The 24,244-nt window shown below is 57.1% G+C and carries 22 protein-coding genes; 10 read left to right on the forward strand and 12 right to left on the reverse strand.

Annotated features, from left to right (window positions below):
• Positions 1 to 331: 331 nt before the first annotated feature.
• From msrQ to CKW31_RS18450, 6 genes are all read right to left on the reverse strand, one after another.
• Complete coding sequence (gene msrQ, locus CKW31_RS18425; protein WP_095098216.1) at positions 332 to 952, reverse strand: protein-methionine-sulfoxide reductase heme-binding subunit MsrQ; 621 nt, start codon at positions 950 to 952, stop codon at positions 332 to 334.
• A complete protein-coding gene (gene msrP / locus CKW31_RS18430) occupies positions 952 to 1,965 on the reverse strand; it encodes a protein-methionine-sulfoxide reductase catalytic subunit MsrP (protein ID WP_095098219.1) in 1,014 nt (337 codons plus the stop codon). The genes msrQ and msrP overlap by 1 nt, the downstream gene beginning before the upstream one ends.
• Before the next feature lie 63 nt (positions 1,966 to 2,028).
• The gene (gene pssA, locus CKW31_RS18435; protein WP_095098222.1) at positions 2,029 to 2,886 is read right to left on the reverse strand and encodes a CDP-diacylglycerol--serine O-phosphatidyltransferase; all 858 of its coding nucleotides are present in this window, start codon (positions 2,884 to 2,886) and stop codon (positions 2,029 to 2,031) included.
• 157 nt (positions 2,887 to 3,043) lie between these two features.
• Positions 3,044 to 4,060, reverse strand: a complete 1,017-nt coding sequence (gene ilvC / locus CKW31_RS18440) for a ketol-acid reductoisomerase (RefSeq protein ID WP_027900358.1) — start codon at positions 4,058 to 4,060, stop codon at positions 3,044 to 3,046.
• Positions 4,061 to 4,107: 47 nt separating this feature from the next.
• The gene (gene ilvN / locus CKW31_RS18445; protein ID WP_020293234.1) at positions 4,108 to 4,599 is read right to left on the reverse strand and encodes an acetolactate synthase small subunit; all 492 of its coding nucleotides are present in this window, start codon (positions 4,597 to 4,599) and stop codon (positions 4,108 to 4,110) included.
• 2 nt (positions 4,600 to 4,601) lie between these two features.
• A complete protein-coding gene (locus CKW31_RS18450; RefSeq protein WP_095098655.1) occupies positions 4,602 to 6,326 on the reverse strand; it encodes an acetolactate synthase 3 large subunit in 1,725 nt (574 codons plus the stop codon).
• Positions 6,327 to 6,728: 402 nt separating this feature from the next.
• Here CKW31_RS18450 and CKW31_RS18455 point away from each other — a divergent pair, with 402 nt between their 5' ends.
• Positions 6,729 to 7,157: a DUF4124 domain-containing protein gene (locus CKW31_RS18455; protein WP_095098225.1), complete on the forward strand. Its 429-nt coding sequence runs from the start codon at positions 6,729 to 6,731 to the stop codon at positions 7,155 to 7,157.
• A gap of 126 nt (positions 7,158 to 7,283) precedes the next feature.
• Here the strand turns inward: CKW31_RS18455 and CKW31_RS18460 are convergent, their stop codons facing one another.
• From CKW31_RS18460 to mrcB, 3 genes are read right to left on the reverse strand one after another with little or no spacing between them, the layout of a single operon-like run.
• Positions 7,284 to 7,613, reverse strand: coding sequence for a YqcC family protein (locus CKW31_RS18460; protein WP_095098228.1), 330 nt, complete (start codon positions 7,611 to 7,613; stop codon positions 7,284 to 7,286).
• Positions 7,613 to 8,347: a M48 family metallopeptidase gene (locus CKW31_RS18465; protein WP_095098230.1), complete on the reverse strand. Its 735-nt coding sequence runs from the start codon at positions 8,345 to 8,347 to the stop codon at positions 7,613 to 7,615. The genes CKW31_RS18460 and CKW31_RS18465 overlap by 1 nt, the downstream gene beginning before the upstream one ends.
• A gap of 30 nt (positions 8,348 to 8,377) precedes the next feature.
• Positions 8,378 to 10,699, reverse strand: a complete 2,322-nt coding sequence (gene mrcB, locus CKW31_RS18470) for a penicillin-binding protein 1B (RefSeq protein ID WP_095098233.1) — start codon at positions 10,697 to 10,699, stop codon at positions 8,378 to 8,380.
• 129 nt (positions 10,700 to 10,828) lie between these two features.
• Between mrcB and CKW31_RS18475 the strand changes: the two genes are divergently transcribed.
• From CKW31_RS18475 to CKW31_RS18485, 3 genes are all read left to right on the forward strand, one after another.
• Positions 10,829 to 12,367: a bifunctional aminoglycoside phosphotransferase/ATP-binding protein gene (locus CKW31_RS18475; RefSeq protein ID WP_095098236.1), complete on the forward strand. Its 1,539-nt coding sequence runs from the start codon at positions 10,829 to 10,831 to the stop codon at positions 12,365 to 12,367.
• Positions 12,368 to 12,468: 101 nt separating this feature from the next.
• Positions 12,469 to 12,813 (forward strand): pentapeptide repeat-containing protein, encoded by a 345-nt coding sequence (locus CKW31_RS18480; protein WP_095098239.1) that lies wholly within the window; start codon positions 12,469 to 12,471, stop codon positions 12,811 to 12,813.
• A 201-nt stretch (positions 12,814 to 13,014) separates the two neighbouring features.
• The gene (locus tag CKW31_RS18485) at positions 13,015 to 13,338 is read left to right on the forward strand and encodes a TfoX/Sxy family protein (protein WP_095098242.1); all 324 of its coding nucleotides are present in this window, start codon (positions 13,015 to 13,017) and stop codon (positions 13,336 to 13,338) included.
• Positions 13,339 to 13,508: 170 nt separating this feature from the next.
• Here CKW31_RS18485 and deoC read toward each other — a convergent pair whose 3' ends face one another.
• Entirely contained in the window at positions 13,509 to 14,297 is a 789-nt protein-coding gene (gene deoC / locus CKW31_RS18490; RefSeq protein ID WP_095098245.1) for a deoxyribose-phosphate aldolase, read from the reverse strand.
• Positions 14,298 to 14,938: 641 nt separating this feature from the next.
• Here deoC and CKW31_RS18495 point away from each other — a divergent pair.
• Positions 14,939 to 15,268, forward strand: coding sequence for a Rieske (2Fe-2S) protein (locus CKW31_RS18495; RefSeq protein ID WP_095098252.1), 330 nt, complete (start codon positions 14,939 to 14,941; stop codon positions 15,266 to 15,268).
• On the opposite strand, the gene sfsA is transcribed toward CKW31_RS18495, so the two are convergent.
• Together sfsA and CKW31_RS18505 are read right to left on the reverse strand one after the other, a co-directional pair.
• Positions 15,232 to 15,987 (reverse strand): DNA/RNA nuclease SfsA, encoded by a 756-nt coding sequence (gene sfsA, locus CKW31_RS18500; protein WP_095098255.1) that lies wholly within the window; start codon positions 15,985 to 15,987, stop codon positions 15,232 to 15,234. The genes CKW31_RS18495 and sfsA overlap by 37 nt on opposite strands.
• Positions 15,987 to 17,159 (reverse strand): pyridoxal phosphate-dependent aminotransferase, encoded by a 1,173-nt coding sequence (locus tag CKW31_RS18505; protein ID WP_095098258.1) that lies wholly within the window; start codon positions 17,157 to 17,159, stop codon positions 15,987 to 15,989. Before CKW31_RS18505 ends, sfsA begins: the two co-directional genes overlap by 1 nt.
• A 357-nt stretch (positions 17,160 to 17,516) precedes the next feature.
• On the opposite strand from CKW31_RS18505, the gene dksA reads away from it, so the two are divergent.
• The 5 genes from dksA (at position 17,517) to CKW31_RS18530 (ending at position 23,946) form a co-directional block, all read left to right on the forward strand.
• On the forward strand, positions 17,517 to 17,960 hold the full coding sequence (dksA, locus tag CKW31_RS18510; protein WP_027900346.1) for an RNA polymerase-binding protein DksA: 444 nt from the start codon (positions 17,517 to 17,519) through the stop codon (positions 17,958 to 17,960).
• Between the two features lie 254 nt (positions 17,961 to 18,214).
• Positions 18,215 to 19,102: a tRNA glutamyl-Q(34) synthetase GluQRS gene (gene gluQRS, locus CKW31_RS18515; RefSeq protein ID WP_095098261.1), complete on the forward strand. Its 888-nt coding sequence runs from the start codon at positions 18,215 to 18,217 to the stop codon at positions 19,100 to 19,102.
• A 282-nt stretch (positions 19,103 to 19,384) separates the two neighbouring features.
• The gene (locus CKW31_RS18520; RefSeq protein WP_003176118.1) at positions 19,385 to 19,561 is read left to right on the forward strand and encodes a hypothetical protein; all 177 of its coding nucleotides are present in this window, start codon (positions 19,385 to 19,387) and stop codon (positions 19,559 to 19,561) included.
• A complete protein-coding gene (locus CKW31_RS18525; protein WP_095098264.1) occupies positions 19,545 to 22,499 on the forward strand; it encodes a sensor histidine kinase in 2,955 nt (984 codons plus the stop codon). The genes CKW31_RS18520 and CKW31_RS18525 overlap by 17 nt, the downstream gene beginning before the upstream one ends.
• Positions 22,500 to 22,521: 22 nt before the next feature.
• On the forward strand, positions 22,522 to 23,946 hold the full coding sequence (locus CKW31_RS18530) for a sigma-54 dependent transcriptional regulator (protein WP_095098267.1): 1,425 nt from the start codon (positions 22,522 to 22,524) through the stop codon (positions 23,944 to 23,946).
• The last annotated feature ends 298 nt before the right edge of the window (positions 23,947 to 24,244 follow it).

The following is a 24,244-nucleotide window of genomic DNA, read 5'->3' on the forward strand; positions in this document are numbered from 1 at the left end:
TTAAGAGCTTTCGTCTCAACCGAGGCGCGCATTCTACAGCAGCCTCTGTATCTGTCAAGCGGTTATTTTAAGAAGTTTTCAAAGTTTCCTTTGCAACTTCAACCACTTGCGCTTCGATCAACATCACGTTGCTCGTTAGCGGGAGGCGAATTCTACAGCGTTACAACCTGCTGTCAACTGCCTTTTTTCACCGCTTTCGATCAACTTCATCGAAGCCTCTTCTGCGCCAACTGAATCGTCCAACTCATTGATTATCAAGGAGTTTTTCGTTCTGCCTGCGCCAGAAGAGGTGCGAATTATAGAGAGATCTGAGAGGCCGTCAACCCCTTATTTACGCTTTTGTGGGAACTTTTGGCTTTCTACCTATGAGACGCGGGATTCGCCCCGCAATCATTGGGATACGAAGAGCAAGCAACCCCAGCCCTATCACCGCATATAAGGACCACTCCTTCAAATCCGCCCGCACAATCCAGAACATATGCAGCAGGCCTAATCCCAAAATCACGTATATAAGCCGGTGTAGCTTCTTCCAGCGACTGCCCAGCCGCCGCTGACTGTAGCGGTTGGATGTCACCGCCAGCACCAGCAGCCCTATAAAAGCCAGGCTGCCGACAATGATGTAAGGCCGCTTCACCAGCTCAACGCCTAACTGCGACCAATCCAGCCCCAGTATGAAGACCGCGTATGCACTCATGTGCATGAAGACATAAGCGAAGCACCACAGACCCAACTGACGCCTGACGACGATCCAGCCCGCCCACCCCGTCAGTTTCTGCAGTGGCGTCATTGCCAGCGTAATCAGTAGCAGTATCAGAGTCCCCAGACCGAGCCTGTCGACAAGCACCTTCCCGGGATCAGGCCCCAGTGCAAAGATCCATGCCTGATACAACCAGAGCACCGGGGCAACACAGGCAGCCAAAAAAACGCCGAAGCGCCAGAACGGGTAACGCATCAATAATTCTTCCGCAAATCCAGGCCTGTGTATAAGGAGGCAACCTCCTCCCCGTACCCGTTGAACATTTCGGTTTGCCGCACATTGGGACTAAACAACCCGCTCGGCAACCTGCGCTCATGTGCCTGCGTCCAACGGGGGTGATCGACCGTCGGGTTCACGTTGGCATAAAAGCCATATTCGTTAGCGGCGATACTTTGCCAGGTCGTCTTGGGCTGCTCGCTGACCAGGCTGATTCTCACAATGGACTTCACGCTTTTAAAGCCGTACTTCCATGGCACCACCAAACGCAGCGGCGCGCCGTTCTGGTTAGGCAGCTCACGCCCATACATACCAACAGCAAGAATCGCCAAAGGATTCATCGCTTCGTCCAGCCTCAGTCCTTCGACATAAGGCCAGTCGATCAGCGCAAAACCCGAACGCTGCCCCGGCATCGTTTTTGGGTCCTGCAAGGTTTCAAAACGGATGTATTTCGCCTTGGCTGTAGGTTCGACCTGCTTGAGCAATGCGGAGATAGGAAAACCAATCCAGGGAATGACCATGGACCAGGCCTCCACACAGCGCAGTCGATAAATGCGCTCTTCCAACTGATAAGGCTTCATGAAGTCTTCGAGTGCATAGCGACCCGGCTTACCGACCTCGCCATCGATGACCACAGTCCATGGCTCGGTTTTCAGCGATCCGGCATTCTGCGCCGGATCCCCCTTGTCGGTGCCGAACTCATAGAAGTTGTTGTAGTGCGTCGCATCCTTGTAGGGGGTGATCGCCTCCCCCTTGACGTTGACCGCCTGCCACTTGGTGTCGGGAAGCTTCTCGGCAAACCAGCCGGGAGCCTTGCCAGGCTCAACATCCGGATAAAGAGAAGGATCAGCAGCGCTCGCCCAACGTGGCATGGCACTGACGGCCAACCCGGCGAGCGAAGCCCCCAAGAGGCCACGGCGAGAGAGATAGATAGATTCGGGGGTGACGTCCGACTCTTTGCAAGCGGACGCTGACGGAATTTTGATTAGCATGATGACTCCACAATCCAGAGGAACTGATGCACCAATAGACTGTGGAGTATGGGGGAAATTACATCATTCGGCCGACTTGTGGCGACGAAGACGTAACAAATACTGAATCGGGCCAGATGCTGCATAAGCGAGGAAAATCAGCAGCAGAATGCGCGGCGGGTCGCTGAACACGACAGCGAAGACCAGCACGACTGCCAGAATCGCGACAAACGGCACACGCCCTTTCAGATCCAGCTCCTTAAAGCTGTTGTACTTGATATTGCTGACCATCAGCATGCCCGCAGCAGCAACCAACAGCGCAACCAGGAAAGACAGCTTGGAACCCTGAATTCCGTAGTCGCTGAATGCCCACACGGTACCCGCAACAACGCCCGCCGCCGCAGGGCTGGCCAGACCGATAAAGTAGCGCTTGTCAGCCTTGCCAACCATGGTGTTGAAACGCGCAAGACGTAGCGCTGCACCGGCGACATAGATGAAGGCGACCATCCAGCCGACCTTGCCCATGTCTCCCAATGCCCAGCCAAAGGCCAGGAGCGCCGGGGCAACACCGAAAGCGACCATGTCAGACAGAGAGTCGTACTCCGCGCCAAATGCGCTCTGAGTATTGGTCATCCGCGCCACCCGCCCGTCCAGACCGTCAAGCACCATGGCGACGAAGATGGCGATGGCGGCAAAAGCAAAATACTTGCTCGCCCCAGCGGTATCTCCCGCAGCCAAGGCACTCTGTGCGCTCATGGAGCTGATAATGGAATAAAAGCCGGCGAACAGGTTCGCAGTGGTAAACAGATTGGGCAACAGATAGATACCGCGATGCCGGACCTTGCGGCCTTCGGCGTCATGCCCTTCTTCAATGTGCTCATCGATCGGTAGCAGGCTTTCGGCGTCAGAGGCCTTGTTTGGCTCTTCAGGACGTTCGCTCATAGACTTTACCTTGCAACGGTGTGGAAAGTTTCGACAGATGCTTGCGACGAGTGTTCGTCCGCAAACGATGCAGCTTTATACCAGAAGCGTCTGCGCATAACGAAAAAACGCGGCCGATTGGCCGCGTTTTTCTAGCGCAAAACAGCGTCGCGAGGACTTAGTTCTTGGCTTTGTCGACGATTTTGTTGGCACCGATCCACGGCATCATCGAGCGCAGTTGCTCACCGATGATTTCGATACCGTGAGCAGCGTTGTTACGACGCTTGGCGGTCATCGAAGGGTAGCCGGTAGCGCCTTCGCTGATGAACATCTTCGCGTATTCGCCGTCCTGAATACGCTTCAGAGCGTTGCGCATGGCCTGACGGGATTCGGCGTTGATCACTTCAGGACCGGTCACGTACTCGCCGTATTCGGCGTTGTTGGAGATCGAGTAGTTCATGTTGGCGATGCCGCCTTCGTACATGAGATCAACGATCAGCTTCAGTTCGTGCAGGCATTCGAAGTAAGCCATTTCCGGAGCGTAGCCAGCTTCAACCAGCGTCTCGAAACCAGCTTTAACCAGCTCAACAGTACCGCCACACAGAACAGCCTGCTCGCCGAACAGGTCGGTTTCAGTCTCGTCTTTGAATGTGGTTTCGATGATACCGGTACGGCCGCCGCCCACGCCCGAAGCGTAAGACAGTGCGACGTTTTTGGCGTTGCCCGAAGCGTCCTGGTAAACAGCGATCAGGTCAGGGATGCCGCCGCCTTTGACGAATTCAGTGCGAACAGTGTGACCCGGCGCTTTTGGCGCGATCATGATCACGTCCAGATCAGCGCGTGGCACAACCTGGTTGTAGTGAATCGCGAAGCCATGGGAGAAGGCCAGAGTAGCGCCCTTCTTGATGTTCGGCTCAACTTCGTTTTTGTACAGCGCGGACTGGAACTCGTCCGGGGTCAGGATCATGACCAGGTCAGCGGCAGCAACAGCCGAAGCGACGTCAGTCACTTTCAGGCCATGGGCTTCAGCCTTGGCGACAGTAGCCGAACCTTTACGCAGACCAACAGTGACATCAACGCCGGAGTCTTTCAGGTTGCACGCTTGAGCGTGGCCCTGGGAACCGTAACCAATGATGGCAACTTTTTTGCCCTGGATGATCGAAAGGTCGCAGTCTTTGTCGTAATAAACTTTCATGGAATTCCCCTGTTATCGTGGCCTTCAGGCCATTTTGCAAAATGAGATTAGATGCTCAGCACTTTGTCGCCACGGGCAATGCCCGTTACGCCGCTGCGTACTGTTTCCAGGATAGCGGCAGTGCCGATGGCCTGAATGAAGCTGTCCAGCTTGTCGCTCGTACCGGTCAGCTGCACGGTATAAACGCTGGCTGAGACGTCAACGATTTGCCCGCGGAAGATATCCGTGGTGCGCTTGATCTCGGCGCGCTGGGCGCCCGTAGCCTTGACCTTGATGAGCATCAGCTCACGCTCGATGTGAGCGCTCTCCGACAGATCAACCAGTTTGACTACCTCGACCAGCTTGTTGAGGTTTTTGGTGATCTGCTCGATCACCTCATCCTGGCCGACAGTGGTCAGCGTCAGACGCGACAGGGTCGGGTCTTCGGTCGGTGCCACGGTCAGGCTTTCGATGTTGTAGTTGCGCTGCGAAAACAGGCCGACGACGCGAGACAGTGCACCCGGTTCGTTTTCCAGCAAAAGGGAAATGATGTGCCGCATGATTAAGTCCGCTCCGTCTTGCTGAGCCACATATCGCGCATGGAGCCGTCTTTGATCTGCATCGGGTAAACGTGCTCGGTGACGTCAACCTGAATGTCGATGAATACCAGACGGTCCGTCATGGCGAACGCTTCTTCCATCTTCGGCTTCAAATCTTTCAGATCCGTGATCTTCATCCCGACGTGGCCATAAGCTTCGACGAGTTTCACGAAGTCAGGCAGCGACTCCATATAGGAGTGGGAATGACGACCGCTGTAGCTCATGTCCTGCCACTGACGGACCATGCCGAGCACGCCGTTGTTGAGCAGGATGATTTTTACAGGCAGACCGTACTGAAGGCAGGTCGACAGCTCCTGAATGTTCATCTGGATGCTGCCTTCGCCTGTTACACACGCAACGTGCGCTTCAGGGAAGCTCAGCTTGACGCCCATCGCAGCCGGAAAGCCAAAGCCCATCGTGCCCAGACCGCCGGAGTTGATCCAGCGATTCGGTTTATTGAAGCGATAATACTGGGCAGCAAACATCTGGTGCTGACCAACGTCGGACGTAACAAAGGCATCGCCGTTGGTGACTTCGCACAAGGTCTCGATGACTTTCTGCGGCTTGATAACGCTGCCATCGCCCGGGTTGTACGGGAACAGGTCACGATCGCCACGCCACTCGTCAATCTGCTTCCACCAGCTGGCGACCAGCGCCTTGTCGGGCAGCTCGCCGATTTCCTTGAGGGTCGCGACCATTTCAGTCAGAACGCTCTCGACCGGACCCACGATAGGCACATCAGCCTTGATGGTCTTGGAGATGGACGCCGGGTCGATGTCGATGTGAATAATCTTGGCATTCGGGCAGAACTTGGCCGCACCGTTGATGACACGGTCGTCAAAACGCGCGCCAACAGCCAGGATCACGTCAGCGTGGTGCATCGCCAGGTTGGCAGTGTAGCTGCCGTGCATCCCCAGCATGCCGACAAACTGACGGTCCATGCCTGGATAGCAGCCCAGGCCCATCAGGGTATTGGTCACGGGAGCGTTGAGCTTTTGCGCCAACTCAGTCAGCGGCTCGGAGCCATTGCCCATGATCACGCCGCCACCGGCATAAATGATCGGACGCTTGGCTGCCAGCAGCATTTCGACTGCCTTGCGGATCTGACCCGAGTGACCACGGACGGCCGGGCTGTAGGAGCGCAGCTTGGCTTTCTTGGGGAATACGTACTCGAACTTCTCGGCCGGGTTGGTCATATCCTTTGGAATATCGACAACCACGGGGCCGGGACGACCGGACTGCGCCAGATAGAACGCCTTTTTCAGAACTTCAGGGATTTCCGATGGATGCTTGATCATGAAGCTGTGTTTCACGATCGGCCTGGAAATACCGATCATGTCGGTTTCCTGGAATGCATCGGTGCCGACCAGTGTGCTCGCGACCTGACCCGACAGCACGACCATTGGAATCGAATCCATGTAAGCCGTGGCGATACCGGTGATTGCGTTGGTAGCACCTGGACCTGAAGTGACCAGTACCACACCGGCCTTGCCGGTAGCGCGCGCATAGCCGTCAGCCATGTGCGTCGCCGCTTGTTCGTGACGAACAAGAATGTGGTTCACGGCAGGCTCTTTGAACAGGGCGTCGTAAATGTGCAGGAGGGCACCGCCTGGGTACCCGTAGATATGCTTAACGCCTTCGTCACGCAAAAAGCGGACGACCATTTCAGCGCCGGATAAGAGCTCCACGTTGTTCACCTCTAAAACGCCAGAATACCGTCCACAAACGAGGACGGGTCTTAATAGGTTTTACTGCCAAGCAGAGCATGAGCGACGGTGGTCGCCGACTACGTCAGCACTGACTGAGCAAGTATTGGGTAACCCCTGAGTGTTTCGGGGCGTTCCCACCCAGCGCGAGGTAACGCGTTGCGGGTGTAACAGGTCGGCGCGGGTGTGCGCCTCATGATCTACCGAGATGGTCTGCTTCTGGCAGTCCCTTCACAGCGAACTTTGGATTGTTGTGATTCGACTGCCCCAAGTCAAGTCATCCGTGAGCTTTCTTCCAATTAACCGCACCAAAGTGCGCCGAATAAGGTGATGAACACAGCCTTGTGGTAGTTTTCAGGACAAACGTACCTGGAAGGAAGCAGCATGCGTCGCATGATTATCGCCATCATGGTGGCACTGACGCTCGGCACCACTGCCCAAGCGGCTCAGATTTATAAATGGGTCGACGATCAGGGCGTTACCCATTTTGATGCCCAGCCCCCCGCCGGGCGACAAACCCAACAGATTGATATTCAGAAACCGCCCACCCCGCCAGCGCCTGCCAACTCGAAGTCGGCAATAGACGGTGAGGCAGAGCAGCGCGCAGTCGACAGCGTGGTCAAAAAGAAAGTCGCGGAGGAAGAAAGCCGACGCGCCGAGGACTGCAAGCTTCTGCGGACCAACCTTTCCCAGCTACAGAACAACCCTCGTGTGCGGGAGCAGGTCGAGGGTGGACTGAAAAGGCTTTCGGAAGATGAGCGTCAGGGGCGTATTGCCGAAACTCAGAAGGCAATTAGCGATTATTGCCTTTAAACCTGCCGGTCCTGCTGATGACGTGGGACCGGCTTCAGCCGGGAAGGCGGCATTTCTGGCAATAAGAATGCAATGGCTGTTTGGGCCTCTTCCCGGCTAAAGCCGGTCCCACGTCAGTTCGCTGAATCACTGGGCCTGGCTGATCAACCGATCAAACTGCGCAAGCAATTGCTGCAAGGGGCGGGTTTCGCGCTGGCGTGTGGCGTAGACCATCTCGGCCATTTCGAGGATGCCTGAGGCATTCGGCAAAGGCAGGTCATTCTCAAGAATGTGCTTCATTCTTGGCAGGAAGATCCATTGCAGCCATTCCTCGAACTCCAGCGTATCGACACAAAACGGTTCGCCACTGGAGAGTGCTTCTTCACTGGGTGATCGATCACTCCACCAACCCAGTGCCCGCAACTCGCGTTCGATCAGCAGCAAATGCTCGGCCACCTCAGGAAAGCGCTGATCCATCAGGCGCCGACCTTGGCTTTCTGACGAGCCAGGGCTGCACCGGAAGCATCACCCTGCTTCTCACGTGCCTGAGCAATGATTTCCCACAGGCTGGCCTGCAGACTTGGACGCCCATTGGCATAGGTCAGACCACGACGCGCCAGTTGCTCGGCCTGAGCGGAGTCGCCCTGAGCCAGTCGTACTTGTGCCAGTCGATAGATAACCTGCGGCTCCCGAGGTGCAACACGCTGTGCACGTTCAAGGCTCGAAGACGCGCCGTTCAAGTCACCGCCGTTCTGTTGCTGCTGAGCGGTGGTCAGCAATGCCAGAACCGGGCCGTCGAGCTGCTCATCGGCAGACAACCCGCTACCGGAAGACGGAATGCCACTTGGCGCACTGGGCGCGGGCATGTTGTAAGTGTTGCTGGTCACGGGAGCGCTCACCGAGGAAGTATCAATCGGCGGACTGACACTGATCGGGGCCTGCCCGGCCGGGGCAGCATAGGTATCGATGGGTGCGGAACTACCACCCCCGCCACCCGGAATCATGACCACGACGCCAGAGTCCTGCGGCACGGACTGAGCTTGCGCGGGCGCCTGAGCAACGCTTGCCACGGAAGCACCGTTACGCGACACGCGCTCGCCGTTGGAAACCTTCGAACCCGAATCCACCACAGGAATCGAGCCACGTTCTACGCTGGCACAACCATTGAGCAGAGCAACAGCTGTCAACGCTGGTATTAACCACTTGTTCACTTTAGATCCTCTTTGGGGCGCTCAATTAATCTAGTTCAGCCAACCCTTGACCCAATCCATCACTTCCTGGGCCGGAGCCGCAGGCCCACCACAAGCAGCGCCGGGGGCAGGTTCACTGCCGCGAATATACGGCATCTGCACGGCATTCGGGCAACCGGCATCGGATCCCTCACCTGTCGCGGCATTGACCCAGACTTGTACGACGTTATCAGGCTGCGCCATGTCCAGCGGCAACGGATCAGCCTTGCTCATGAAACTGGTCCAGACCTGCAACGCACCGGTTGCACCGGTAAACGGCGTTTTGCCGTTGTCATCGCGACCGAGCCACACGACCGCCAGCAGATCCTGACTGAAACCGGCGAACCAGCTGTCTCGGGAGTCGTTGGTCGTCCCGGACTTGCCGGCAAGATTCAGCGAGCTTGGCAATACGTTGTAAACAGAGCGACCGGTACCTTCGCGCATCACCCGCTGCATCGCATTCTGCAGAAGATAGATCGAGCCCGGATCGAAGCGTTGCTGAATCTGGAACGGATAACGCTTGAGCGGCTCACCTTCGGCAGTCAGCACACTGCGGATGCCGCGCATTGGCGTGTTGAAACCACCGTTGGCGATGGTCTGGAACATCGTCGCGACCTGGATCGGGCTCAATGCACCGGCACCCAGCAGCATCGACGGATAAGCAGGCCAATCAACGTCAACACCCAGCTTGCCGATGGTTTTGAATACGTTTGGCACACCGACTTCCAGGCCGATTTTGGCGCTGGACAGGTTGTAGGAATGCGCCAGCCCCTGGTACAGGAAAATATTACCGTGAGCCTTGTGATCGAAGTTTTGCGGCTTCCAGATCTGACCGTCAGCACCTTTGACCTGGAATGGTTCATCGGCCACCCAACTGGTCAAGGTGTACTTGCTCGGACGCTCAAGGGCAGTCAGGTAAATGGATGGTTTCACCAATGAGCCTATCGGACGCACTGCATCAATGGCACGGTTGAACCCGGCATAACCTGCCTTGCGGCTACCGATCAGCGCCTGGACCTCACCTGTTTCCGGGTTGGTCACGACCATGGCCGCTTCGACGTCATCCACACCCTTACGACCCGCCAGACGCTTGAAAGTCTCGCTCATGGCCGACTCGGACTTCATCTGCAGGATTGGGTCAAAGCTGGTGAAGATGCGCAGGCCTTCTTCGGTCAGGTCTTCGTCGCGATAGTCTTCGCGCAGTTGGCGCTTGACCAGATCAAGGAAGCCCGGGAACGAGCTGTCGGCCAAACTACCGGTCTTGGTCACGCCCAGCGGCATCTTCTTGGCGGCGGCGACTGCTTCAGCCGTGGCCACGCCTTGCTGCTCAAGCAGGTCGAGCACCAGATTACGCCGTTCAAGCGCACGCTCCGGGTTACGACGCGGGTTGTAATAGGAAGGGCCTTTGACCAGACCGACCAACAACGCGACCTGATGCAACTTGAGCTCGGACAGTGGCTGACTGAAGAAATACTGACTGGCAAGGCCAAAGCCGTGTACCGCACGCTGGCCGTCCTGACCGACAAATACCTCGTTGAGGTAAGCCTCAAGGATTTCCTGCTTGCTGTAATGAATCTCCAGCAACACGGCCATCATGGCTTCGGTCAGTTTGCGAGTCAGGCTGCGCTCATTGGTCAGATAGAAGTTCTTGACCAACTGTTGCGTCAGCGTACTCCCGCCCTGACGCATCTGCCCGGCAGAGGCGTTGATCCAGAATGCACGGGCAATCGACTTGGGCGACACCCCAAAGTGATGGTAGAAATCGCGATCTTCAACAGCTACAAGTGTATCTAGCAGGTACGGCGGAGCCTGATCGAGCTTGATCAGGATCCGGTCTTCGAGATTTTTCGGGTACAGCCCACCGATCATCAGCGGTTCCAGACGGGCAACTGCCAGTTTGGCGCCATTGGCCGAAGAGAGGTCCGCGACATAGTCGCCGGAGAAACGTACACGGATCTGCTGGGCCGAATCGGTGCCTTCATAGAACTGAAAACCGCGGGTATTAAGGTCGACGGTATTGCCGCTCACAGCAGCTGCGCCCGGACCATTGGCAACGCTTTCGCGCCGATAACCCAGCGCATCAAGCTCAATCAGGAAATCATCCTTGCTGAGTTTCTGCCCGACAAACAGCTCCAGCGGCCGCGCATACACCTTGGCCGGAATCATCCAGCGTTTGCCGGAAAACTTCTCTTGAACGATGGCATCAAGGTAAATGGCGAAGCCAGCCAGCACGACGAGCCCGACAATGCCGAGCTTCAATCCCCAGCCTAACCAGGTACGAAGTCCGCCAGAGGCAGGTTTTTTTGCTTTGCGAGAGGATCGAGTACGAGTCATGGCGGCGGATTATACGCACTTTGCAGGTGTTCGAAAGACACCCTTTCCGGAGGTTTGCAGCCTCGCGCCAAGCGGCCATAATGCCCACCTTGAAGCACTTAATGAAACATCACTATTGAAGGATCGTCCGTGAGCCAGTCACTGATTGCAGCCCTGCAGAACCCCGCGCTGTTTCCGCACCCGGTCGAGGGCTTTCAGCTCATCGAAACTCACATTTCGTGGGTACTGCTCACCGGTCCATTCGTTTACAAATTCAAGAAACCGGTCAACTTCGGTTTTCTGGACTTCACGACGCTTTCAGCGCGCGAACACTTCTGCAAGGAAGAGCTGCGTCTCAACCAGCGTCTGACCGAGGACCTGTATCTGGAAGTCATCCCGGTGACCGGCACTGCCGAAGCACCGCAACTGGGTGGCGAAGGTGAAGTCATCGAATATGCGCTGAAAATGCGCCAGTTCTCGCAAGACGGGCTGTTGAGCACGTTGCAGGCCAACGGTGAACTGACGTCGACGCACATCGATAACATCGCCATACAGATCGGCCAGTTCCATATTGATGCGCCAAAAGTGGGTGCCGAAAATGAGCTAGGGTCGCCTGACACAGTCATGGCGCCGGTCCTGCAGAACTTTGAGCAGATTCGCCCGCTAATCAGCGAAAAATCAGACCTCCAGCAACTCGATGCCCTACAGGCATGGGCTGAATCGAGTTTCGAAAGGCTGAAACCCCTGCTCGCCCAGCGTAAAGCCGAGGGCTTTATCCGTGAATGCCACGGCGATATCCATCTGGGCAACATGACCCTGATTGGTGACAAGGTCGTGATCTTCGACTGCATCGAGTTCAACGAACCGTTCCGCATGACCGACGTCTATGCCGATATCGGCTTCCTGGCTATGGACCTGGAAGATCGCGGCCTGAAATCCCTTGCTCGTCGCCTCATCAGCCAGTATCTGGAACTGACCGGAGACTACCAGGGGCTGGAGCTGCTGAACTTCTATAAAGCCTACCGTGCGATGGTTCGCGCCAAGATTGCGCTGTTCAGTCTGCCTGCAGGTGCCGATGCGGTTCAGCGCGGCGCAACTCTGCGTCAATATCGCAATTACGCCAACCTGGCAGAAAGCTACAGCGCTATTCCTTCGCGCTTTCTGGTTATCACTCACGGCGTATCTGCGGTGGGCAAGAGCCATGTGGCCAAACGCCTTGTTGATTCCCTGGGGGCCGTGCGCCTGCGTTCGGACGTAGAACGTAAACGCCTGTTCGCCGGGCAGGACGCCAACCTTTATGACGCTGATGCCAGCAACGCAACTTATGCACGCCTGCATGAACTGGCTGCTGTGGTCCTGCGCGCCGGGTTCCCGGTCGTTATAGATGCAACGTACCTGAAACAGGCTCAGCGTGTGTCGGCGGCAAAAGTTGCCGAAACCACTGGCGTGCCGTTCCTGATCCTCGACTGCGATGCACCTGAAGCCGTTATCGCCGGTTGGCTCGCCCAGCGTCAGGCAGAGAACACAGACCCTTCCGACGCGACGCTGGAAGTTATCCGCTCACAGCAAGCGACCCGCGAACCGCTGACTGAGGAAGAAACCCTGCACAGCAAGCGCGTCGAGACCAACAAAAGCAGCGACCTCGACAACCTGATCGAAAATCTTCGTCAGCGCCTTCCCGCGCTCTAAAACAATGTTTTGAGCCGTTTGGCAGTTAGTGCTTCACGGCTTGAAAATAGTGGCGATATACTGGCGTCACAATTCTAACGGAACGGAAAAGCGAGGCGCTTATGAGTCAGCCCAAAGTACTGGATTCCCCGCTGTACGCGATGCTGCGAAATGATGACGTTGCGGGGTTCAACCAAGAGAAACCCAAGTCAGGCCCCATTGATTTCAAGGGTGGCGACTTCCGCGGGCTGGATTTGCGCAATCTCGACACAGACGGCATCGACTTCACCAATGCCTACTTTCGCTCCGCTGACTTGCGCGGCCTTGATCTGAGTAGTACGCCACTGGAAGGGGCAAGCATTGCCCACGCACAGATCTCGGGAACGTTCTTCCCCCGCGAACTGAGTGCTGACGAAATTCTGATGTCGGTCAACTTCGGTACTCGGCTGCGCTACCGTACCCATTGATTTCAACGCACGTTCCGCATAGCTCACGCCCGCATGCGCAATGCATGCCGGGCTGACTCTACGCACCCCTCCGGCCCACTGATCACCTGACGCTATCTATCCGATCACCTGCCTCTGTCACTTTCCCTCCAAAAGCTACAATTTCTCAAGACTTGCCAGGTTTTCACCCACAGTCAGAGCTCAGCATCGCACGGAGGCATGATGAACGATGAACTGCAACACCTGAAAAACGTCGGCAAGACTTCAGCCCAATGGTTGCACGCCGTAGGCATACACAGCGCTTCTGATTTACGTCGTATGGGCGCTGTAAATGCTTATCAGGCGGTACGAACGCGAGGATTTCGCGCGACCAAAGTGTTGTTGTATGCGATAGAGGCAGCCTTGATGGATATCCATTGGAATGACCTGCCCGTTGATCGCAAGGACGCTTTGAACAGACAGATCAACCACCGCAGGAGCCTTGGAAAGGGGCTGATTGAGCCCCCTCGGGAAATAGATGAAAAGAAGTCATTGACTTGCAAATGAGAATCGATATGATTATCACAACCGGTCGCGAGACTGGCCGATACCTGAAAGACCTTGGTTCGGACTTTCAGATTATCTCCTCATCAGGCTAATCACGGTTTTTGACCCGGCTTATTGCCGGGTCTTTTTTTGCCCGTGATTTATTCTCGACTGGCGAAAAGCCCCCTTCATCAGTAACCGTTCCCACGGGAACCCGGCTCGACGACTCCGAGCTGTGAAAGGATGTCGTCCAGCAGGCTCGACCCCACCAACCTCACTCGTTGATCGCTGACCCACTGCGGACCGAAGCGCGCGCGGGCCATTTCGATAAATAGCCTGGCATCGTTGAGGGTCCGCAAGCCGCCACAGAACTTGAGCCCTACCTGCCCACCCACGTCAACAAGACTTTCAAGCATGACTCGCACCGCCTGCGTAGTCGGAGGCGTCACCAGTTTGCCGGTGCTGGTCTTGATAAAGTTGGCGCCAGCAATGATTGCTGCCAGACAGGCGTCACGAATGATTTGCGGATCGCGCAGATCGCCAACCTCCAGAGTCACCGTGAGCACCATGTCCGGCCCGCACGCCGCACGACATGAAGCAACCATATTTGCCCCGGTCTGCTGATCGCCTGACAGCAGTGTGCGGAACGGGTACACCAGGTCGATCTCGTCGGCCCCAGACATGACAGCGGCTCGCGTTTCAGACATCACAGCCTCTTCATTCGCGGAACCGTAGGGGAAATTGACGACGGCGACGACGCGAATGTCCCGATGCTGAAGTCGATCCAGGGTCGTGCGGGCCAGCAGTACGAATCGCGGATACACACAGATTGCCGCGATCGGCCCCAACGGGGTCATCGCCCGCTGACACAAGCCAACGATACGCGACTCAGTGTCGTCAACATCCAGCGCCATCAATTCGAACAGGCTGATCGCCTGGCGTGCCAATTGCTCATCTTCGGTGGAGATGTCCATGCTCATGTGCCGTCCTCAAACGCTTCAAAATGAAAGCGAGAACATATAGGAGCCAAAGGCCTGCGGGTGCCCAGGAAGGCGAAGAGAGAGGGGGACTACGCGATAACAGGAAATTTCTGAAGTAGAAGTCGTGCCTGAATTGGAATGCGGCCTTAAGTAGGAGATTCGATGGTTGCCTGCAAGCTGATTAAAGACATGGGACCGGCTTCAGCCGGGAAGGCGGTATCCCTGCAGATAAAAATCCAGCGTCTGTTACGGCCTCCTCCCGGCTGAGGCCGGTCCCACGTCATCAGTGATTCCTGTGGGAGCAGGGCTTGGTTTGGGCGGTATTCTGACAATAAGGCTGGATGCGATCGGAAGTGAACTGCGTCCAGCCTTATCGCGAGCAAGCTCTGCTCCCACAGAAGAATATGCGCAATCCTGGATTGTAGTGTGAAGTCGTAGGACCGGCTTTAGCCGGGAAGGCGGTATCCCTGCAGATGAAAATCCAGCGTCTGACACGGCCTCTTCCCGGCTGAAGCCGGTCCCACGTCGTTATCAGCCTGTCCACAGGTTCCGCAGCCTCCAAAGATATCCCCCCGACCTCGAAAAGAACTGCCACAATTCGCCGCTTCAGAACTACCGTCACGAGCCCCACGGAGGCCCTGGTGAAATTGCTCTGCACCAGCGATCAACTGCTGGAAGCCCAAAGCCGCGGGTTTGAAATCAATGGTCGCAAGCTGTTCGCCACAAGGCGCAACGGGCAGGTGTTCGTCTATGACAACCGCTGCCCGCATCGCGGCGTGCCGCTGGAATGGCAGCCAGACCAGTTTCTGGACCCCAGCGCGAGTCTGATTCAATGCGCCACTCATGGCGCCTTGTTCCTGATTGAAAGCGGCGAATGCGTTGCTGGTCCCTGTGAAGGAAAATCTCTGACCGGGATTGCCAGCCACGAAGATCATCAAGGTGTCTGGATAGAAACACCCGCCAGCGACTGATCAGGCTCTTTGGCCCAGCGAAGCTGCAATGGCCGATCGATGAATATCTGCTCAGGCGTCAACTGCACGCCATACGCCAGGACCTCAACACCTGCCGCGACCGCCTCGCGCAATGCAGCGGCGTAGCCTGGGTCAACTTCTTCGGCAGGCCGCACGGCTTCGATGCCAGTCAGGTTCACGCAATACAGCAACACTGCACGTACACCTTCGCGAGCCAGGCTCGCCAACTCCCGCAAATGTCGTGCGCCACGTTGAGTGACCGCATCCGGAAAAGCCGCGACTGCAGAGCCATCAAAACCCAGCGTGACGCTTTTGACCTCAACGTAAGCGGGCCCCTGCGGATAATCCAGGCGGAAATCCACCCGGCTTTTTTCCTGACCGTAGGCCACTTCGCGCTTGAGAGCGGTGAAGCCGTTCAACTCGGTGATCACCCCGGCGCGCAACGCTTCTTCAACCAGAGTGTTGGCACGTCCGGTGTTGACACACGCCAGTCGTCCCTGAGGGGTTTCGCTGATCTCCCAGGTGCCCGGCAGCTTGCGCTTTGGACCATTGGAACGGCTGAACCACACACGCCCGCCCGGCATCATGCAATTGAACATCGAGCCGGTATTAGGGCAATGAATGGTCAGCAACTCACCGCTGTCCGTTTGAATGTCCGCGAGGAAGCGCTTGTAGCGCACCAACAGAACACCTTGTTCAAGCTCAGGAGAAAAACGCATCAGCCTTGCCAGCTCCTTAGCCCGCGAGCAATTCGCTCCACCGCCTCCTGCAAACGTGGCAGGCTCTGGGTGTAAGCGAAACGCACATGATGCCCCGCCTGGAATCGACCGAAGTCCAGCCCCGGCGTGATCGCAACGTGTTCGGTTTCAAGGAAATGCTGACAGAACGAGTAAGCATCGCCCCCGAAAACGCTCATATCGGCATACAGATAGAAAGCGCCTTCTGGCTCAACCGCGATACCGAAGCCCAACTCGCGCAAAGCCGGTAACAGGTAATCACGGCGCAATCCGAACTCGGCACGGCGCTGCTCGAGGATTTCCAGCGTCTGCGGCTCGAAGCAGGCAAGCGCGGCGTACTGGGCCATGCTTGGCGCACTGATGTAAAGATTCTGAGCCAGCTTTTCCAGATCGGCGACCGCATCCTGGGGTGCGACCAGCCAGCCAAGACGCCAGCCCGTCATGCCGAAATATTTCGAAAAACTATTCAACACGAAGGCATCGTCGTCCACTTCCAGCACGCTGGCTGCATCGGTGCCATAAGTCAGGCCGTGGTAAATCTCGTCTACCACCAGATGACCGTTACGCGCCTTGAGCGCCGAGGAAAGCCCTGCCAATTCGTCGCGACTCAACAGCGTGCCCGTCGGGTTTGCAGGTGAGGCAACGAGCGCACCGACGCTGTCTTTATCCCAATGCCGTGCGACCAGATCCGGAGTGAGCTGATACCGCTCTTGCGGGCCGACCGGCACCAGTTGTGCTGCACCTTCCACAAGACGCAGAAAATGTCGGTTACATGGGTAACCAGGGTCCGCCAGCAGCCAGTGTTTACCGGGGTCGACCAGCAAACTGCTCGCCAGTAACAGCGCGCCGGAACCGCCCGGTGTGACCAGAATCCGGCCGGGATCAACGGTCACGCCATAACGCTGGGCATAAAAACCGGCAATGGCTTCACGCAATTCAGGCAGACCACGGGCCGCGGTATAACGGGTTTTGCCCGCCGCCAATGCAGCCTGTCCGGCCGCAATAATGGGCTCGGCAGTGGTGAAATCGGGCTCGCCAATCTCCAGATGAATCACGTCATGCCCGGCTGCCTGCAGCTCGTTGGCCCGCGCCAGCAGCGCCATGACATGAAAGGGTTCGATGGCGCGACTGCGCGCACTGTAGGGCTGAGCCATTGACCTTCCTTTAAATCTTATCGGGGTCGGATGCCGGTCAGGCATGCGAAAAGTGATGAGCGATTCTACCCAAGCACCCGCCCCCGCAGGAAAGTTAATAAAGCCCCGAAACGGCGGGTAGCAAGCAATAAGCCATTGAAAAGAGTGTGATCCGCTCAAGGCGTTGAACGTTTTAATCAGCCCCGCGTCTGTAGCAACGGCCATTCACCGCCCAGCTCGAATGCATGCTCGACAACCGGGAGTAGCGCGCTCCGATTCGATCTGGTAAGTTCGCCCGCTTGCAGCCGCAGGGCCGGCAGGTGCCGGTGATGGATATTTTCCTGCGCAATGGATTAAAGAGTGAGAGGCGGTCCATTCATGCCCACCCAAGAAAAGCAGCAGACCAACCAGCTGGACGGTGACTTCAAGCCTTACGAAAGCAGTAAGGGTGAGGAGTACATGGGCAAGCCCATGCGCGAACACTTCACAAAAATCCTCACCAACTGGAAACAGCAGTTGATGAAGGAAGTTGATCGCACCATGACTCACATGAAGGACGAAGCTGCGAACTTTCCTGACCCGGCCGACCGTGCCAGCCAGGAAGAAGAGTTCAGCCTTGAACTGCGTGCTCGTGATCGCGAACGTAAACTGATCAAAAAGATCGACAAAACGCTGCAACTGATCGAAGACGAAGAATACGGCTGGTGCGAATCCTGCGGCGTAGAGATCGGCATCCGCCGCCTCGAAGCCCGTCCGACAGCCGACCAGTGCGTCGACTGCAAGACATTGGCAGAGATCAAGGAAAAGCAGGTCGGCAAGTAACACGACCCGCAACCTTGCAAACACAAAGGACGCTTCGGCGTCCTTTTTGTTTATGTATTGGGACATTCCCTGTAGGAGCTGCCGAAGGCTGCGAAGCATTTTGCCTGACACACCGTCATCGCAGCCTTCGGCAGCTCCTACAGATCACCTGTTTGCTGCGCGACAGCAGAATGCCAGGGACCCAAAGTACGAACGCGTTCAAGTCTCCACTTGTTGTCTCGAAGCAAAACCCAATCTCCAGTAATATCCGCCCCATGAAATCCCCCTCCTACATCGGGCGCTTTGCGCCAACGCCCAGCGGTTATCTGCACTTCGGCTCACTGGTCGCGGCGTTGGCGTCTTATCTCGACGCGCGCGCAGTCGGTGGGCAATGGTTGATGCGCATGGAAGACCTTGATCCGCCACGGGAAGTCCCGGGCGCTCAACGTGCGATTCTTGAAACGCTCGAGCGCTATGGTTTTGAATGGGACGGGCAACTGGTTACCCAAAGTCATCGCCACGACGCTTATCAGGAAGTGATCAATCGCTGGTTCAGCCACGGTCTTGCCTACGCGTGTACCTGCTCGCGCAAACAGCTCGAACCCTTTCAGGGGGTTTACCCGGGTACCTGCAGAAATGCCGGGCACTCGCCTGATAACGCTGCCATCCGTATTCGTGTCCCTGAACTGCTGTACCGGTTTGAAGATCGTGTGCAGGGCCAGTTTCAGCAACACCTTGGCCGTGAGGTCGGTGACTTTGTGATCCGTCGCCGCGATGGGCTGTACGCCTATCAACTGGCGGTCGTTATCGACGACGCCATGCAGGGCGTCACTGACATTGTCCGGGGGGCCGATCTGCTTGATTCCACGCCGCGCCAGCTGTACCTCCAGGAATTGCTCGGCGCGCCACAGCCGCGTTACCTGCATGTGCCGCTCATTACTCAGCCAGACGGCAACAAACTGGGGAAAAGCTACCGCTCGCCACCACTGGAGGCCGATCAGGCGATTCCACTGCTGTTGCGTGCCTTGCGCGCACTCGGGCAGGCGCCCGAATCGGCCCTTGCTTACGGCACGCCTCAGGAAGTTCTGAAATGGGCAATCGAGCGCTGGAACGTTTCCGCTATTCCGCGCGTACGGAACCTTGAAGAAGCCCGGATAGACTGAGATAGAGCGCTCATCGAACCGGGCGTAATGGTCGGACCGGAATGATGTGTCTGCAGGAGCGCAGGGAGGTTACGCCCCCCGCAATGGCGGTGTGTCAGACAAATCGCTATCGCTGCCTCGCGTTGCTCGTGAGCGCCTACAGGGGCCGCGTTTGCTACTTAATCGCGCGGCACCCATGACGCAGTTCTATCTCCGACTAAACGACACTTGCAGGTTGCCCGCCATCCGTTACCATGCCGCTCCTCAACTGCCGCAACACGAATGAATCGTGAAGGAGGCCAAATGTATATTTACCGCTTGGTCCTGTTGCTGGTAGTCGGCATTTATCTGTTTTCGCCGGCCATCATGGATTGGTGGATCGACGCCACCGGCGCGTGGTATCGGCCTTATCTGTTATGGCTGATCCTGATCGTGGTGACCTTCATTCTGCAGAGTCAAAAAGATGCCGATGAGCTTTAGCCTGACCCAGATGATTCTGGTCAGCGCCGCTTATCTGCTCGTGCTGTTTGGCGTGGCGTGGATCAGCGAACGGGGAGTCATCCCGCGCTGGATCATCCGTCATCCACTGACCTACACGCTGTCCCTCGGTGTTTACGCCAGCGCGTGGGCCTTCTACGGCACGGTCGGTCTCGCGTACCAGTACGGTTACGGCTTCCTGTCCAGTTATCTCGGGGTATCCGGCGCATTTCTGCTGGCCCCCGTGCTGCTCTACCCGATCTTGCGCATCACCCGCACCTATCAACTGTCGTCTCTGGCGGACTTGTTCGCGTTCCGCTTCCGCAGCACCTGGGCAGGGGCGCTGACCACGATTTTCATGTTGATTGGCGTACTGCCGCTTTTAGCGCTGCAGATCCAGGCGGTGGCCGACTCGATAGGTATTCTGACCCGCGAGCCGGTGCAGGATCGCGTCGCCATCGCGTTCTGCGCGCTGATTACCCTGTTCACGATTTTCTTCGGCTCGCGCCATATCGCCACCCGCGAGAAACACGAAGGGCTGGTATTTGCCATTGCCTTTGAGTCCGTGATCAAACTCGTGGCGATTGGCGGTATCGGCCTTTATGCCTTGTACGGCGTGTTCGACGGCCCGCAACAACTTGAGCTGTGGCTGCTGCAAAACCAGACCGCCCTCGCCGCTTTGCACACGCCTTTGCAGGAAGGCCCGTGGCGTACGCTGTTACTGGTGTTCTTCGCGTCAGCCATCGTCATGCCGCACATGTACCACATGACGTTCACCGAGAATCTCAACCCGCGCGCGCTGGTCAGCGCCAGTTGGGGCCTGCCGCTGTTTCTGTTGTTGATGAGCCTGGCGGTGCCGTTGATTCTGTGGGCGGGGCTCAAACTCGGCGCAACCACCAGCCCCGAATTCTTCACCCTGGGCATTGGCATCGCGGTCAATAGCAAGTCTCTGGCGTTGCTGGCCTATGTCGGTGGCTTGTCTGCCGCCAGCGGCTTGATCATCGTGACCACACTGGCGCTGTCCGGCATGGCGCTGAACCATTTGGTGCTGCCGCTTTATCAACCACCCGCCGAAGGCAATATCTATCGCTGGCTGAAGTGGACCCGCCGCGCGCTGATCGTGGCGATCATCATGGCCGGTTACGGCTTCTACCTGCTGCTGGGCGCGCAACAGGATCTGGCCAATCTGGGCATCGTTGCTTTTGTCGCGACTCTGCAATTCCTGCCGGGCGTGCTGTCAGTGCTGTATTGGCCCGCCGCCAATCGCCGGGGTTTTATCGCCGGATTGCTGGCAGGGATCACGGTCTGGATCGTCAGCATGTTGTTGCCGTTGATTGGCGACTTCCGGGGCTTCTACATCCCGCTGTTGAACATGATTTACGTACTGGACGACACCAGTTGGCACATGGCAGCGATTGCTTCGCTGGCCGCCAACGTATTGGTGTTCACCCTGATTTCACTGTTCAGCAACCCGAGCCCCGAGGAAGCCAGTGCCGCCGAGGCCTGTGCGGTGGATAACGTTCGTCGCCCGCAGCGCCGTGAACTGCACGCCGTATCCCCCCAGGAGTTCGCCACGCAACTGGCCAAACCCTTGGGCGCGAAGGCCGCACAGAAGGAAGTCGAACAGGCCCTGCGCGATCTCTACCTGCCATTCGACGAACGTCGGCCTTACGCCTTGCGTCGTTTAAGGGACAGAATCGAGGCCAATCTTTCAGGCTTGATGGGCCCCAGCGTGGCGCAGGACATGGTCGAAACGTTCCTGCCCTATAAGTCCAGCGGCGAAAACTATGTCACCGAAGACATTCACTTCATTGAAAGCCGGCTTGAGGACTACCACTCGCGCCTGACCGGTCTGGCGGCCGAACTTGATGCCCTGCGCCGCTATCATCGGCAAACGCTTCAGGAATTGCCGATGGGCGTGTGCTCGCTGGCCAAGGATCAGGAGATCCTGATGTGGAACAAGGCCATGGAAGAACTCACCGGGATTGCTGCCAAACGTGTTGTGGGCTCACGGCTTGAGACCATCGCCGAACCCTGGAAAGCACTGCTCGGCGGCTTCATCGATGTGCCCGACGAACACTTGCACAAACAGCGCCTGCCACTGGATGGCCAAATCCGCTGGCTGAACCTGCACAAAGCTGCGATCGACGAGCCATTGGCACCGGGTAACAGCGGGCTGGTGTTGCTGGTTGAGGACCTGACTGAAACGCAGATGCTTGAAGACAAGCTGGTGCATTCCGAACGTCTGGCGAGCATCGGTCGCCTGGCCGCCGGTGTGGCTCACGAAATCGGCAACCCGATCACCGGCATCGCCTGCCTTGCGCAAAACCTGCGCGAGGAGCGCGAAGAAGATGGCGAGCTAAAGGAAATCAGCAGCCAGATTCTCGAACAGACCAAACGGGTTTCCCGCATCGTGCAATCGCTGATGAGCTTCGCTCACGCGGGCAGCCATCAACATTCGGACGAAGCCGTTTGTCTGGCCGAAGTGGCGCAGGACGCCATTGGCTTGCTGGCCCTGAACCGACGTAATTTCGAAGTCCAGTTCTATAATCTGTGCAACCCCGAGCATTGGGTCGATGGCGACCCGCAACGGCTTGCGCAGGTGCTTATCAATCTGCTCTCCAACGCCCGCGACGCCTCGCCAGCCGGCAGCGCAGTCCGGGTCAGGAGCGAAGCATCCGAACACACTGTCGATCTGATCGTAGAAGACGAAGGCAGTGGAATTCCAAAAGCAATCATGGATCGATTGTTCGAACCGTTCTTCACCACCAAGGACCCGGGTGAAGGGACCGGACTGGGCCTCGCGCTGGTCTATTCCATCGTTGAAGAGCATTATGGACAGATCACCATCGACAGCCCGGTTGATACCGAGCACGAGCGCGGTACCCGTATTCGGGTAACACTTCCGCGCCACGTCGAAGCGACGTCCGCCGTGAACTGAGCCCGTCGAGAGAATTGAATAAATGCCCCATATTCTGATCGTCGAAGACGAAACCATCATCCGCTCCGCCCTGCGTCGCCTGCTGGAACGTAACCAGTATCAGGTCAGCGAAGCAGGTTCGGTGCAGGAAGCCCAGGAACGTTTCAGCATCCCCTCGTTTGATCTGATCGTCAGCGATTTGCGCTTGCCCGGGGCTCCCGGTACTGAGCTGATCAAGCTTGGCGAGGGCAAACCGGTGCTGATCATGACCAGCTACGCGAGCCTGCGCTCGGCTGTCGATTCCATGAAAATGGGCGCTGTCGATTACATTGCCAAGCCATTCGACCACGACGAAATGCTGCAAGCGGTCGCGCGCATCCTGCGTGATCGCCAGACCGTGCAAAGCATTCAGGCTGATCGCAACGCAGCCAAAGCGGCCAGTCCGGATAAAGCAGGCGTTGATAACAGCAACGGCGAAATCGGCATCATTGGTTCCTGCGCGCCCATGCAGGACCTCTACAGCAAAATTCGCAAGGTCGCCCCCACCGACTCCAACGTGCTGATTCAGGGCGAATCAGGCACCGGTAAAGAGTTGGTGGCACGTGCCCTGCACAACCTGTCGCGTCGCGCCAAAGCACCGATGATCTCGGTCAACTGTGCGGCGATTCCAGAAACCCTGATCGAGTCCGAGCTGTTCGGCCACGAGAAAGGCGCGTTCACTGGCGCGAGTGCCGGTCGTGCGGGCCTTGTGGAAGCGGCCGATGGCGGCACGTTGTTCCTCGACGAAATCGGCGAACTGCCACTGGAAGCTCAGGCACGTCTGTTGCGCGTTCTGCAGGAAGGCGAAATTCGTCGCGTGGGCTCCGTGCAATCGCAGAAAGTCGATGTTCGCCTGATCGCGGCTACCCACCGGGACCTGAAAAGCCTGGCGAAAGTCGGCCAGTTCCGCGAAGACCTTTATTACCGTCTGCACGTTATTGCCTTGAAGCTTCCGGCATTGCGCGAGCGCGGTAACGATGTGCTGGATATCGCCCGCGCCTTCCTGACCCGTCAAAGCCTGAAAGCCGGTCGTAACGATCTGAGATTTGCCCCGGACGCCGAGCTCGCCATTCGCCAGTACACCTGGCCTGGTAACGTGCGTGAGCTTGAAAACGCCGTGGAGCGAGCGGTCATTCTGTGCGAAAGCCCGGAAATCTCTGCCGAATTGCTGGGCATCGACATCGAATTGAGCGATCTGGACGACTTCATCGGCCTGGCCCCACAGCAAGGCTCGTCCAGTTCCACCAGCCATGAGCCCACAGAAGACCTGTCCCTGGAGGATTACTTCCAGCACTTCGTTCTTGAACATCAGGACCACATGACCGAGACCGAGCTGGCCCGCAAGCTGGGCGTCAGTCGTAAGTGCCTGTGGGAACGTCGTCAGCGACTGGGCATTCCTCGCCGCAAAGGCGTCGCCAGCGAAACCTGATCAGGAGGCTCTGGCCTGCGCCTTCCGGTCAGGCCAGAAACTGTTACCTTCACAGGATGCACGTAACAAAAGCCGGGGTTTACGGTAACGAAAATCCCGGCTTTTTTGTGCCTGAAAAACCGCCAATCCGCTACAGCCCCCGGTTTTAAAGGGTTTTCAAAAGTTGGCACAGGTCCTGCTATATCTCTAGTACAAGAACAATAAAAACTCGCAGTGCAACACACCATAATAAAAACAATACGAATCGACTCACGCATAACAAGAACAACACGGCGGAGGCGCAGCTAACTGATTCTTT

This window comes from Pseudomonas sp. Irchel 3A5 (assembly GCF_900187575.1).
GTDB lineage: Bacteria > Pseudomonadota > Gammaproteobacteria > Pseudomonadales > Pseudomonadaceae > Aquipseudomonas > Aquipseudomonas folii.